The sequence below is a fragment of the Bacillus sp. B1(2022) genome (genome assembly GCF_040259625.1).
Taxonomy (GTDB): Bacteria; Bacillota; Bacilli; order Bacillales; family Bacillaceae; genus Bacillus; species Bacillus velezensis.
In genome coordinates, this window is sequence record NZ_JANIFO010000007.1 from 99,515 (window position 1) to 111,843 (window position 12,329).

Genomic DNA, 12,329 nt, shown 5'->3' on the forward strand with positions numbered 1-12,329 from the left:
TCATAGAGATTATAATGATAACGACTAATGAAAAAATCAAAGAAAATACGGTTCATATTTATATGAACCGATTTCCGGTGACGACATGAAATAACGAATGGTTTTGTTTCATCAGGCCTTCAACTTTCTCAGCCCCGACTTCTTTCACAAGCTCCGCGAACATCAGATCGTGCCTCATATATTCCATAGCCACGAGAACGAGAGCGGGATCTTCTGATTTAATGGCCCAGGCATTCGTCTGCGGAGAAAAATTGGCGATTAAGACTTCTTTATTATCGCGGGCAGCTATCGTTAATCTTCCGCCCATCCGTTTCTCCGCCACTTCAGGAGACATATTATGATTTGTCGTATTTCCGAGCTTCACTTCCGGAGGGCCGAACACAATCGAAAAGACGGGCAATTGTTCGGCGGCGCGTTTGTTAGCGGCTTCTTGAATAAAGGGAATCTGCTGTTCCCAAACAGACAGCCACAACTCTTCCTCGGCTTTTTCAATCATATCCTTCATCTCATTGATGACATGATCATTCGTGCTGATGCGGCGGATGACATTCATCTCCTGCTCGCTTTCCAGCGCCAATAACTTTTCCTCAAGGTAGCCGAATGAACTCTCGAAATCATGCCGGAGCCGGTCGATTAATTCCTTTCCGGCAAGCGGAGCATATGTAACCGGATCAGACGGCACAATATGGACAGCGCCTTTATCAACTAATTTCCCCAATACCTCATAGATCATTGAGCGGGGAACGCCTGACCTTTTGCTGATTTCATATCCGGTAACAGGCGAGTGTTTCAACAAGCCGATATATGCTTTACATTCATATTGAGAAAATCCAAATTTCTGTAATTCTTTCAGAACATCCTCCATAAACATCCTCCGTAGTGGTTATTCATGAAACTACTATAATGTAAGCGGTTATATCTTGTCAATGGGACTTGAGTGCTGAAAGAAAGAAACGCCTGTTTTGTCGCTTTCCAACTTAGTTTATGGTGAGTTACATGTATGGCTTTTGTGAAAAACGTTGCCGTAGACCCACACGAATGCCGTTTGATACGATAAATTCAAGAAGTTAAAAAGAGGAGGATCACGGTGGAAAACACCTCTAAAATCGCTTTTTTATCGGTTATAAGCAATTCCCTGGTCGTCATGCTCAAAATAGTGGTGGGGATCATAACCGGATCTGTCGCGATACTTTCTGAAGCCATTCATTCTTTTTTAGATTTGATCGCCGCCTTCATCGCCTTTATCTCCGTCAGGATTTCAAAAAAGCCGGCTGATACAGGGCATCCGTACGGTCATGGAAAAGTCGAGAATCTGTCGGGGACTATCGAGACGATTCTGATTTTTGCGGCAGGGATTTGGATGATATATGAATGCGTTCAAAAACTGGTCAACCCGGCGCCGGTTCATCTGCCTGTATTGGGAATTGTTGTGATGCTTGCGGGGGCTCTCATTAATTTGATCGTTTCGAAGTTCGTAAAAAGAGAAGCCGAAAAGGTTAATTCCGTGGCAATGAAATCAAATGCCCTGCATTTACTGACTGACGTGTACACATCATTAGGCGTAGCGGCAAGCCTTTTGGTCGTTACCGTAACGGAGTGGTACATACTTGATCCCATTATAGGTATGGTGCTGGCGGTGTATATCATATATGAAGCGTTTAAGTTAATGAAAGAAGCATTCCCGCCGCTGATTGATACCCGTTTGTCGGAAGAGGAAGAAAAAACAATTTTAAAGATTATTGAAACATTTCAACAGGAATTTATTGAAATTCACGATTTTCGTACAAGACGCTCCGGCCCGCAGGAGTATATTGATTTTCACCTGGTCGTAGCCTCTCACGTGACGATTAAAGACGTGCATGACCTGTGTGACCGCATTGAAAGAGATATTACGAATGAATTCAAACAAGCACAGGTAATGATTCACCCCGAGCCGGAGAGCGAGAGGAAGAAATAAATCGATCTTAAGTTTGCGTTTGTTCCCGGCAAAATGCCTGCAAAAGGCCCGTTCCCACGGGTCTTTTTGTTGTATAAATGACTATTTCTCGCTCATATGAGAGAGAAGCTTATACACGTGAGGGGTTCATTTCATACGTTATGTTGTAAAGAAAAAGGGAGGTGAACAGAATTGAACGCTATTTCTGTTAAAGAAATTGAACATGGAGTTGCCGTTGCGGAAAGAGAAGGTTTAGGGGAGTATTTATACCAAGAACCGGTTTCTAAAAAATGTTCGCGCCGTTCCCGCAGCAGAAAACGGACACACCGTTCTCGCAGCAGAAGACGGACGCATCACCGGACACACCGTTCCCGCAGCAGAAGACGGACGCATCACCGGACACACCGTTCCCGCAGCAGAAGACGGACGCATCACCGGACACACCGTTCCCGCAGCAGAAGACGGACGCATCGCCGGACACACCGTTCCCGCAGCAGACGGTCTCATCAAAAACGTAGCCGCAAACGCTGTTTTAAATGCTGACTGCAGACTCTATTACAAGTAACGGGGATCTGCTATAATGGCAAGAGAACTGCATAAAAGATCCGGTATCATCATCTGCGGACACTGAACTGACAACATGGCGCTGTTTGTTCGTGTCCGTTTTTCATGCCAAAAAAGATGCCGGAGGATAAAAAGGAAGGGATGACGCCGAATGAAGCTGAATGAGGATTTTTATAACTCTGAAGGAAAGACAGTCTCTTTGCCAAACATAAGCAGCAAGCTTTTGCATATCACGGACAGCGGGCATATCAGCGTTGACTTCATCAGCATAAGCAGGCTGCGGAAGGCTTCAAAAATCGCGATCTTAGGTGACAGCGTCGCCCGGGGGCTGCGTGCGGAATACGGCTTTGGTGACATTCTGAAAGACCGGACAAACGCTGAAATAACCAATCTGTCTGTCAGCGGCGTTAATATGAGCAACAACGGAAGCGATAACATTTATCAGCAGGCGCTTAAAACAAAGGGACATGATGTCATCATTGTCCAGGGAACTGATGATGATTGGTGCAACCACATTCCCATCGGCACAGATGAAAAGGATATCACCACATTTTACGGAGGCTTCTGCCAAGTGATCCAGCAGCTGCGGAGCGGAAATAAAGGCGCGAGCATCATTGTGGTGACCCCAACGAGACAAGCAAAAATATCAAAAGGAAAAATCGTCCGCCGTGATACTGATAAAAATAAACTGGGCCTGAAGCTGGCTGACTATGTGAAAGCCCAAAAAGAAGCCTGCACACTCCTCTCTGTACCATATGCCGATCTGTTTGATACTGATCTCATCGACCCGTATAATCCCGCTTTCCGCAGCATGTGCATGTCAGAAGGTCTTCATCCGAACGAGAAAGGGCATCAAATCATATTTCAGGAAATCTGCCGGAATTATTATTACTATTATGGGTAACACAGCGCTAACAGATTATTTTCGGCTTTGCTTTTCTAAAAGCTCAATTATTCTTTGAGATGCGTGTTTTTGCGCTCTCAAAAGCGAGACGATATTACCGGTAAAACCGATTAAAATGATAAGCAGCAAAATGATCATCCACATAGCGAACCTCCTGTCGGGTTTTAAAACATCCTCTCTTTATTTTACTTATTATGGATGGGTCGGAGAATAGGTCTAAACGAACGGTGTTTCTTTAAGAGTCCATAAAAAAAGCACAGACTGAACGGGTCTGTGCTTTTCTCTTATTTCAGCAGGTTCAATGATTCACGATTAAAGGCTTCCAAATCGTCAGGTGTTCTGCTTGTTACGATGCTATGGCTCACGACGACTTCTTCATCTTTATAATGTGCGCCGGCATTGATTAAGTCTTTGCGGATGCTGCGGAATCCCGTGATATCTTTTCCTTTAAGAAGGTCGGTATCAATCAGCAGCTGCGGGCCGTGGCAGATCGCGAAAACGGGTTTCTGATTTTCCATGAATGCTTTAGTGAATTCACCCGGGCGGTCATCTCCGCGCAGAAGATCCGGTGAAAAGCCTCCGGGAATCAATAACGCATCGAATTCCTTGGGGTCTGCGTCTGAGATCGCTTGATCGATCTTTACTTTCTCACCGTGCTTGCCCGTCACTTCTTTCCCTGCTTCCAAATCTATTGTCACCACACTGTGGCCCGCTTCTTTAAATGCTTCCGCCGGGCTTGTATATTCAATATCCTCAAATTGATCTGTCATCAGAACTGCGATTTTTTTGCTCATACATCATGCCTCCTGTGAATTTGTATATGACAAGAATATCAGGCAGATTCCCGCCTCACAACGTATTTGCTTATGAAAAAAGACCCCTCTGAAAAAGAGGAGCCAAAAGGTACGGAGGTCTGCTGAAACTTACGTGTTTAACCTGAGATAAGGCAAGAAATCGAACCAATTACTTTTTGCGTCTTTTTTTCTGCTTTTTACACCCGCATTTCCCCGGATCGCCCGGATCAATGACTTCGTGAATTGTTTCTTCCTTATAAACGTGGCGGGGAACATAACGGATATGCTCTCTGTTAATGTGTTTGATGGGATGGACGTAAACCACTTCTTTGTCAGTATACTTGTCAGTCACAATATACTTAGGGTCACAGTAATACACTTTCGATTTTTTACCCATTCATCTCACCTCCCGTACTTTATTAAATGCTGACAAGGAGGGTTTTGCATCGGACAAGTACACCATGGCAAGTCCACAATTTTTCAGCTGCAATTTCGTTTTTCTGATTTTTCCTGAATCCGCCTCAAATTGGAATGGCTAACCCTTTTTGAGCGGGGAAATCTATAAAAAAGAATTCAAAAACGATTCTTTTCTCAGGTCAATCGAGATGCATACATCTTTAGGGGGATTTTTAGAATGCTCGATGAAAAAACGATTGAAATCATTAAAAGCACAGTGCCGGTCTTAGAAGAGCATGGTGAAGAAATCACAGGCCGATTTTATGACTTGCTGTTTCAGCATCACCCTGAGCTGCTGAATATCTTTAATCAGACAAATCAAAAGAAAAAAACACAGCGTACGGCCTTGTCGAATGCTGTGATTGCAGCCGCAGCCAATATTGACCGGCTGGAAAACATCGTTCCCGTCGTCAAACAAATCAGCCATAAACACCGGAGTATCGGTGTTAAGCCCGAGCATTACCCAATCGTTGGAAAGTACTTGTTAATCGCGATAAAGGATGTGCTAAAAGACGGGGCTGCTCCTGAGGTCATTCAGGCATGGGAAAAAGCATACGGCGTCATTGCAGACGCTTTTATCGGAATTGAGAAGGACATGTATGAACAAGCGGAAACGCAAAAAGGCGGCTGGAAAGACTATAAGGCGTTTAACATTGATAAAAAGGTAAAAGAAAGCAAAGAGATAACGTCGTTTTATTTAAAACCGGAAGACGGACAAGTTCTCCCCGAATTCAAAGCGGGACAGTATATCAGTGTAAAAGTATACATTCCGGACACGGGCTATACGCATATCCGCCAGTACAGCTTATCCGACGTGTCCGGTAAGGATAATTACCGGATTTCCGTGAAAAAAGACGGGGTTGTTTCCTCATATCTGCATGACCAATTACACGAAAAGGATTCAATTGAGATCAGCGCTCCGGCCGGGGATTTCGTATTAGATCCTGATTCCAAAAAGAATCTGGTTCTCATCAGTGCCGGTGTCGGAATTACCCCGATGATCAGCATGTTAAAGACGGTTGCCAAAACCCAGCCGCGGCGAAACGTTCTCTTTATCCATGCGGCAAGGAGCGGAGAGTATCATGCGTTGCGGCATGAAGCTGAAGAAGCCGCGGAACACTCATCCGTTGACACCCTCTTTATTTACAGCGAGCCGTCCGAACAAGACCGTTCAGAAAACATTCGTTTTCGGGAAGGCCGGATTGACAAACAGCTGTTAGAAGAAGTGATGACAGATAAAGATGCTGATTTTTACCTGTGCGGATCACCGTCATTCATTAAAGAAATGAAAAAGCTGATTTCTGAATTCAATACACCGCCGGAATCCATTCACTATGAATTATTTGAACCGCAGCTGAGTATGGTGTGATTGAAGAAGGAAGGACGATGATTTTAATGTATGAAGCATCCGGACTGGGTGCTTTTTTTATTCTCTTGCAAGGAAGGGTTGCTGAGGAATCACTCTGTAGAGGAAAACCACTTTTTGTCTCAACTCGCTTAATTATCGAATGAAATAAGTGCCGCATGTTAAAAACACATGGCCCGCGAGTTTATTGCTCACTTATCCTGCTGCTCGGATTTTTGGTGTGTGAGAAAAAAACGGTACGGTTGCATAATCCGGAAGAGACGCTGACCTTTTACTTGTAAAAGAAGTTTAAAGACAGGATGAACGCTTATTTGCTAGTGTACGAGCGGCAAAAGCAAAAAGAGGAATCGGTATTTTAAAATTAAAAATAACAACTGATAGAAATGAAAGTTTCAGGATACAATGGGATTTATATATTCGGGTTTTGTGATAGCAGTATAGGGAGGGGAATAATAGAGTGAGTAACTTTTTTGAGGAATCGGTACAGGGAGGGGTTGTATCTATGCTTACTGATATTAAACAAAAGGTTTGGGGATGCTCTTTTATCTGAGAATCGATTTGAGATGAAGCGGGGATGCCGAGGGGATCAGAGGGCGAACGTCAGGCAGAATTACGCCAAGTGGACCGCCGAGAAAAATGGCTCTGGAAATGTGAATCTATTGTTGATTTTCTTGATTGAGCTACTGAAGAAATAGTTGACGAGAAACACCGGACTGTCTTTGTAGTAGACGGGGTGAAATATCGTGAAATCGCTCTGCATTCTGGCGTTTCCCGCGAAACGGTCAGACGCATCAAAGAGAAGATTTTTTGTCAAATATGTAATTTTTATTGTTGAAACAGATAAAATCCGCAGTGTAGACTGGAAGGCAAAATATTTCTGCGTCCCCATCGATTCAAATAGGGATTACAATAATGTGAAGAGTTATTTATAAACAGAAATTGATAAATAATATAAGATCAGCTGACAAACTTAATGAGGATCAAACTAGTGCTCACTTATTTATAAATTAAACATATTATAATGATATATTAATCATTAAGGGAGATGAGCAGCTGATGGGTTATGATCAGCATAGAAGATGCCCTAAATGTAAACAAAAACTACCGAAACCAAACTGCTGTATGTGCTGTCCCATCTGTTATACAAAAGTTATTGTAGGACAACGAGGATTACGAGGGGTGCGAGGGATTCCAGGGGTTACAGGACCAGCCGGACCAGTCGGAGCCACGGGACCAGCCGGACCAGCCGGAGCGACCGGGGCCACAGGAGCTATCGGTCCAGCCGGAGCCACCGGAGCAACCGGGGTAACTGGGGCGGCGGGAGTCACAGGAGCGACCGGGGTAACTGGAGCGGCGGGAGCCACCGGAGCGACCGGGGTAACTGGAGCGGCGGGAGTCACTGGAGTGACCGGGGCCACAGGAGATATCGGTCCAACCGGACCAGCCGGAGCCACAGGAGTGACCGGGGCCACCGGAGATATCGGTCCAACCGGAGTCACAGGAGCCACGGGAGCAGCCGGAGCCACCGGAGCCACGGGAGCAGCCGGAGCTACCGGAGCTACCGGAGCCACCGGAGCCACGGGAGCGACCGGGGTAACTGGAGCGACGGGAGTCACTGGAGTGACCGGAGCCACAGGAGATATCGGTCCAACCGGACCAGCCGGAGCCACCGGACCAGTCGGAGCCACGGGAGCAGCCGGAGCTACCGGAGCGACCGGGGTAACTGGAGCGACGGGAGTCACTGGAGTGACCGGAGCCACAGGAGATATCGGTCCAACCGGACCAGCCGGAGCCACCGGAGCAGCCGGAGCTACCGGAGCTACCGGAGCCACTGGAGCGACCGGGGTAACTGGAGCGACGGGAGTCACTGGAGTGACCGGAGCCACAGGAGATATCGGTCCAACCGGACCAGCCGGAGCCACAGGAGCCACGGGAGCAGCCGGAGCTACCGGAGCCACCGGAGCCACTGGAGCGACCGGGGTAACTGGAGCGACGGGAGTCACTGGAGTGACCGGAGCCACAGGAGATATCGGTCCAACCGGAGCCACCGGAGCCACCGGAGCGACCGGGGTAACTGGAGCGGCGGGAGTCACTGGAGCCACCGGAGCCACAGGATCTGGGCTATCAGAATATGCTTATGTGTACAATCTAAGTGCAGAAACGGTAGCTATAGAGGCTCCGGTAATTTTTGACTCAACTGGAATCACTACTGCTGGCATTACACATGCCCCTGGAACAGCTCAAATTATAGTAACCACTCCAGGAGATTACGAGGTCACTTTTTCAGTCTCGGGTGTAGAGCCTAACCAATTCACTTTATTTGTAAATGGAGGGCCGGTGACGAACACAGTTTACGGTTCAGGAGCTGGTACTCAACAGAACAATGGTCAGGCCATAATTACTCTAGCAGCAGGTGACATTCTTACTCTTGTAAATCATACTTCTGCAGCAGCAGTTACTCTTCAAACTTTAGCAGGGGGAACGCAAACAAACGTAAACGCTTCTATTGTTCTCAAAAAATTAAATTAGATAAGTGGTTTAAATCTCCATATTAAACAAGAAATGAGAATGACTTAAAAAAGCTTATAGAGCTTAATATACAGCTTTAGAAGGATGAAGAAATTTAAAATATAAGCAAACTCATCTAATTTTTTTATATAAGGTATTATGGTAATAGGTAATAAACAGGCAGGCACTTTCCCGCAAGGGAGGGTGCTTTAAATTTAAGGACAAAAGCCTCCAACTGTTAAGCGAGTCAACACAGTAGGAGGCTTTTCTCTTATGGGTGGTACAGCAGCAGTATTCTCTTACAAATCAAATATTCCCAGAAAGTTATGGCAGTATTCGTCTCTCGAGTAATGAAAAAAGTTTTATGTTCTCTGTAAACTGCGTCCGGTAAATCTCGGGATAAACGATTGGCGGTTAACGACTGAGTACGGGGGCAGTTTAGAAAGAATATGATTGGAGGGATTACATAAAATAATTAGTCAAGCCTTAGAGGAATTAGGAAAGAATGTGAGGTGTGCGGCTGAAAGGGTGCCAAATCTCAACCCTGTTATTATCCATAAAAAAGACATGGCAGCGCAACTACAGGAATTCAGTTCGGATTTAGGCTTGTCAGCAGATCTCCATCATTGCCTAGATAAAAAGGTAAAGAACTTATTAACGGCGTATATGGCTCACAAACGGCATATGCAATCCATGATTCCTGACGGCATTTAGGATTAAAACAAAAGCAAAGCGCGAATCTCTACTAAACAGTTACTTTAGGACTTCTCAAAAAGGAACTCCTATTAAAGGGAGCAGGGTTAATTTTCAAATTGTTTAAATAAAAGTAAAAATATAGCATGATAGACCAGAAAACAAATGAAGGAGGATTTGTATGAGGTTGTTAAAAAACTCAATCTGTTTACTTGTCGCAACTCTATTGATTGCTATTGGATTTTCGCCGCAAACGAAAGCAACACAAGAGGACTCGTTTGGATTAGCAAAACCAGTAACCTTTGAAGAAAAAGAAACTTTAACAGTAGATAAGAATGGAGTGGCTAAGAGCAATAATGATGGCCAGGCTTCCATCATTAAGGAGGCACGACAACTTGCCAAACAGGATAGCCACAATGAAATTACCTATAAGAACCCCTTAGCTAAAGAAGAAAACAACATTGTTAATGTGCCAGTCGTTGAGAAAAAAGAAGAGAAAGCGCACACTAAAGCAGCTAGCTTAGTTACGATGTCCTACACAACAATATATGACCCCAACAAAAAATCCACACAACCACAATTAAAATAGCAAGCATAGTTGGCGAAAAGCCGATAGTTATCGAAGCAAGAAACGATTTATATGAAAGTAACACTTATAGCGGAAAATACGGAAGGGTTTTTCTCCATAACAGAGAATTTTTAGGTAAAAATATTAAAGCAGGTAAATCATACTCAAAGTCATATTATCCTAAACAGACAAAGTTGATCCAAAGTGGAATTGGAGTTCATTCGATATTCACCATGTGCTTCCGCTAAAGTATGGGGGAAAGAATAATTTTAATAATTTGTACCCTCTCCCCCGTGATATGCACCAAAACCTATTAAATCCTTGGTGGGATAAATATTAATAAGTAAGAGGTGGCTCAATGGCAGTTTTTGTTGAAAAAACGCTCCAAGGTCTAAAAGAATTAATTGATGAAAAAGGCCGCTTGAAAATTTTAGGGAATGAAGGAGCGCTTTTAGAAACAGAATGTACTTTCTCTAAAGGTGCAACAGATCTGGAGATTGAGAGTTTTGAGAAGAAAATAAAAGTCTCACTTCCTGAAGATTATAAAACCTTTTTAAAATTGCATAACGGAGCCAGAATATTTGATTTGTTGATTTACGGTGAGAATGTGGGTGGGGGTTTGCATATTCTTAATGTAGAAGAGATTGAAAAGTATATGCAAAATGGTTTTTTAGAGCCTCAGTTTATTCCCGTCGCACATCTGTTAGACGGATGTTATTTGTTAATTGACAAAACCAAAATGTCCACAGATCCAAACTATTTATGGTTCCGCGGATTTATTGAGTATGAACCAATGCAACTTAATTTTGAGATATTCTTAGATAGGTATATCATGTCTCAAGGAGCAAATTTTTGGGAGTGGAATATCTATACTGCTGAGAATTATTATAGGACTCACCAGGGTGATGAGGATTAACCTTTCCTACAGTTGGGTTGGTCCATTTTTACTATTAGACTTCGATTTGAACTTTTAAAAATAGGTTTAATTTGGAAGGCGAACCGATTAATTGGTGTATAGAGGATTTATAAAAAGCGCAGATACTCTGCGCTTTTTTATTTAAGTATTTTCCGAATCATTCGCAGCCCGTTTTTGGAAGAAGGATAACGGAAAGCAAAGTCGAAGCGGTTCGTTTGTTTGACGACGCTTTTTTTGTGCGTAAACGTGTTAAAGCTGTCAAATCCGTGATAGCTCCCGATGCCGCTTTCCCCGACGCCGCCGAATGGCAAATACGGCGTCGCAACATGCATTAACGTATCATTGATGCAGCCTCCGCCAAACGACAGATTCTCTAAAACAGCGCGCTCAGTTTCTTTGTTTGTGGTGAAGACATACAGAGCGAGCGGCTTTGGGCGTGATTGGACTTTCTCGATGACTTCATTGATATCGCCGTATGTAAACAGCGGAAGAATCGGCCCGAAAATCTCCTCCTGCATCACTGGAGAGTCATCCTTCACTTGATCTAGAATCGTCGGCGCTATTTTGTGGTGATCAGGATTAAATTGTCCGCCTGTGAGCGGGATGCCATCATTCAAAAAGCTGAGCAGCCGCTGATAGTGGCGTTCACTGACGATTTTGCCGTACTGCGGATTTTGTTCAGGGTGAGGACCGTAAAATACGCTGATCGCACGCTTCATTTCTTCTGTGAGCTTCATTTTGATATCTTGGTGGACAAATAAATAATCCGGTGCGATGCAGGTTTGCCCTGCATTTGTAAATTTCCCGAAGACGATGCGTTTGGCGGCAAGCTGTATATCAGCATCCTTATGGACAATGCAGGGACTTTTGCCGCCGAGCTCCAAGGTAACGGGAATTAATTGTTTGGCGGCGGCCTCCATGACGATTTTTCCCACGGCAACGCTTCCAGTGAAGAAAATATAGTCAAAGGGCTGCTGTAATAACACAGTGCTGACGTCGGGTCCGCCCTCTGCCATAGCGACATAGTCACTCGGAAAAACGCTGCTGATGAGTTTGGAAAGAACAGCGGAAACCGCCGGCGTATATTCTGACGGTTTGAGAACGACCGTGTTTCCCGCTGCAATGGCTCCAATCAACGGAGAAAGCGCCAGCTGCAAGGGATAGTTCCAAGGCGCAATCACCAAAACGGTTCCATATGGCTCAGGGATAATGATGCTTTTCGAGCCTAGGTGAGTCAGAGGCGTTTTGACTCGTTTCGGTTTGATCCATTTTCCCAGCCGCTTCATCACAAAACTGATTTCCTCCAGTACAATTCCGATTTCTGTTGTGTACGACTCCTGTTCGGATTTGTGGAGATCCTGATAGAGAGCGGCTGTTATATCGGCTTCTTGTGTTTTGATGGCTTGTTTCAGCTTTTGCAGCATGTTCAGTCTCGTTTCTAGCTGTCTCGTATGCCCCGCCGCAAAATAGGCTTTGTGCTTGCTGACGATAGAGGGGATGCTGTTCATTTCGTCTCTCCTTTTTGTAAGGTATGGTGATTTATTATGTGGAAAGTTTCTTCTGCTTGTCAAATGGGGGTTTCTAATGTGCATGTAGCTGAAAAGCCAGTAGGCACATAAAAAAA

The 12,329-nt window shown here is 44.6% G+C and carries 13 protein-coding genes and 1 pseudogene; 8 read left to right on the forward strand and 6 right to left on the reverse strand.

Annotated elements, in window-relative coordinates; all coding sequences use genetic code 11:
* Positions 1–58 precede the first annotated feature (58 nt).
* Positions 59–865 (reverse strand): TrmB family transcriptional regulator, encoded by an 807-nt coding sequence (locus NQS30_RS13630; RefSeq protein ID WP_007408765.1) that lies wholly within the window; start codon positions 863–865, stop codon positions 59–61.
* A gap of 222 nt (positions 866–1,087) precedes the next feature.
* Between NQS30_RS13630 and NQS30_RS13635 the strand changes: the two genes are divergently transcribed.
* The 4 genes and pseudogenes from NQS30_RS13635 (at position 1,088) to NQS30_RS13645 (ending at position 3,404) form a co-directional block, all read left to right on the forward strand.
* Positions 1,088–1,957, forward strand: a complete 870-nt coding sequence (locus NQS30_RS13635; protein WP_014418648.1) for a cation diffusion facilitator family transporter — start codon at positions 1,088–1,090, stop codon at positions 1,955–1,957.
* A gap of 171 nt (positions 1,958–2,128) precedes the next feature.
* Positions 2,129–2,179 (forward strand): annotated as a pseudogene (locus NQS30_RS21430) (hypothetical protein); the annotation flags it as partial.
* A gap of 47 nt (positions 2,180–2,226) precedes the next feature.
* Positions 2,227–2,454, forward strand: a complete 228-nt coding sequence (locus NQS30_RS13640; protein ID WP_038462250.1) for a hypothetical protein — start codon at positions 2,227–2,229, stop codon at positions 2,452–2,454.
* A gap of 197 nt (positions 2,455–2,651) precedes the next feature.
* The gene (locus NQS30_RS13645) at positions 2,652–3,404 is read left to right on the forward strand and encodes an SGNH/GDSL hydrolase family protein (RefSeq protein WP_044801552.1); all 753 of its coding nucleotides are present in this window, start codon (positions 2,652–2,654) and stop codon (positions 3,402–3,404) included.
* A 15-nt stretch (positions 3,405–3,419) separates the two neighbouring features.
* Here NQS30_RS13645 and NQS30_RS13650 read toward each other — a convergent pair whose 3' ends face one another.
* The 4 genes from NQS30_RS13650 to NQS30_RS13665 form a co-directional block, all read right to left on the reverse strand.
* Positions 3,420–3,548, reverse strand: coding sequence for a hypothetical protein (locus NQS30_RS13650; RefSeq protein WP_007408761.1), 129 nt, complete (start codon positions 3,546–3,548; stop codon positions 3,420–3,422).
* Positions 3,549–3,688: 140 nt separating this feature from the next.
* Complete coding sequence (locus tag NQS30_RS13655; protein WP_218791326.1) at positions 3,689–4,198, reverse strand: type 1 glutamine amidotransferase domain-containing protein; 510 nt, start codon at positions 4,196–4,198, stop codon at positions 3,689–3,691.
* 169 nt (positions 4,199–4,367) lie between these two features.
* Positions 4,368–4,595, reverse strand: coding sequence for a hypothetical protein (locus tag NQS30_RS13660; RefSeq protein WP_007408759.1), 228 nt, complete (start codon positions 4,593–4,595; stop codon positions 4,368–4,370).
* Between the two features lie 5 nt (positions 4,596–4,600).
* The gene (locus NQS30_RS13665) at positions 4,601–4,672 is read right to left on the reverse strand and encodes an SWIM zinc finger family protein (protein WP_141137932.1); all 72 of its coding nucleotides are present in this window, start codon (positions 4,670–4,672) and stop codon (positions 4,601–4,603) included.
* Positions 4,673–4,832: 160 nt separating this feature from the next.
* Here NQS30_RS13665 and hmpA point away from each other — a divergent pair, with 160 nt between their 5' ends.
* From hmpA to NQS30_RS13685, 4 genes are all read left to right on the forward strand, one after another.
* A complete protein-coding gene (gene hmpA / locus NQS30_RS13670) occupies positions 4,833–6,023 on the forward strand; it encodes an NO-inducible flavohemoprotein (protein ID WP_218791325.1) in 1,191 nt (396 codons plus the stop codon).
* 1,176 nt (positions 6,024–7,199) lie between these two features.
* Positions 7,200–8,549 carry a collagen-like protein gene (locus tag NQS30_RS13675; RefSeq protein WP_306430582.1) on the forward strand — a complete coding sequence of 450 codons (1,350 nt, stop codon included), beginning with the start codon at positions 7,200–7,202 and terminating at the stop codon, positions 8,547–8,549.
* 853 nt (positions 8,550–9,402) lie between these two features.
* Positions 9,403–9,810 (forward strand): hypothetical protein, encoded by a 408-nt coding sequence (locus NQS30_RS13680; protein WP_069007596.1) that lies wholly within the window; start codon positions 9,403–9,405, stop codon positions 9,808–9,810.
* A 337-nt stretch (positions 9,811–10,147) separates the two neighbouring features.
* Positions 10,148–10,705 (forward strand): SMI1/KNR4 family protein, encoded by a 558-nt coding sequence (locus NQS30_RS13685; RefSeq protein ID WP_218791324.1) that lies wholly within the window; start codon positions 10,148–10,150, stop codon positions 10,703–10,705.
* A 137-nt stretch (positions 10,706–10,842) separates the two neighbouring features.
* Here the strand turns inward: NQS30_RS13685 and NQS30_RS13690 are convergent, their stop codons facing one another.
* Positions 10,843–12,213, reverse strand: coding sequence for an aldehyde dehydrogenase (locus NQS30_RS13690; RefSeq protein ID WP_218791323.1), 1,371 nt, complete (start codon positions 12,211–12,213; stop codon positions 10,843–10,845).
* Between the last annotated feature and the right edge of the window lie 116 nt (positions 12,214–12,329).

Excerpts from the sequence above, each read along its gene's own strand:
- NQS30_RS13650 (WP_007408761.1), bottom strand. The coding sequence starts at position 3,548 with ATGTGGATGATCATTTTGCTGCTTATCATTTTAATCGGTTTTACCGGT.
- NQS30_RS13685 (WP_218791324.1), top strand. The coding sequence starts at position 10,148 with ATGGCAGTTTTTGTTGAAAAAACGCTCCAAGGTCTAAAAGAATTAATT.
- NQS30_RS13645 (WP_044801552.1), top strand. The coding sequence starts at position 2,652 with ATGAAGCTGAATGAGGATTTTTATAACTCTGAAGGAAAGACAGTCTCT.
- NQS30_RS13630 (WP_007408765.1), bottom strand. The coding sequence starts at position 865 with ATGGAGGATGTTCTGAAAGAATTACAGAAATTTGGATTTTCTCAATAT.
- hmpA (WP_218791325.1), top strand. The coding sequence starts at position 4,833 with ATGCTCGATGAAAAAACGATTGAAATCATTAAAAGCACAGTGCCGGTC.
- NQS30_RS13660 (WP_007408759.1), bottom strand. The coding sequence starts at position 4,595 with ATGGGTAAAAAATCGAAAGTGTATTACTGTGACCCTAAGTATATTGTG.
- NQS30_RS13690 (WP_218791323.1), bottom strand. The coding sequence starts at position 12,213 with ATGAACAGCATCCCCTCTATCGTCAGCAAGCACAAAGCCTATTTTGCG.
- NQS30_RS13640 (WP_038462250.1), top strand. The coding sequence starts at position 2,227 with ATGTTCGCGCCGTTCCCGCAGCAGAAAACGGACACACCGTTCTCGCAG.
- NQS30_RS13680 (WP_069007596.1), top strand. The coding sequence starts at position 9,403 with ATGAGGTTGTTAAAAAACTCAATCTGTTTACTTGTCGCAACTCTATTG.
- NQS30_RS13655 (WP_218791326.1), bottom strand. The coding sequence starts at position 4,198 with ATGAGCAAAAAAATCGCAGTTCTGATGACAGATCAATTTGAGGATATT.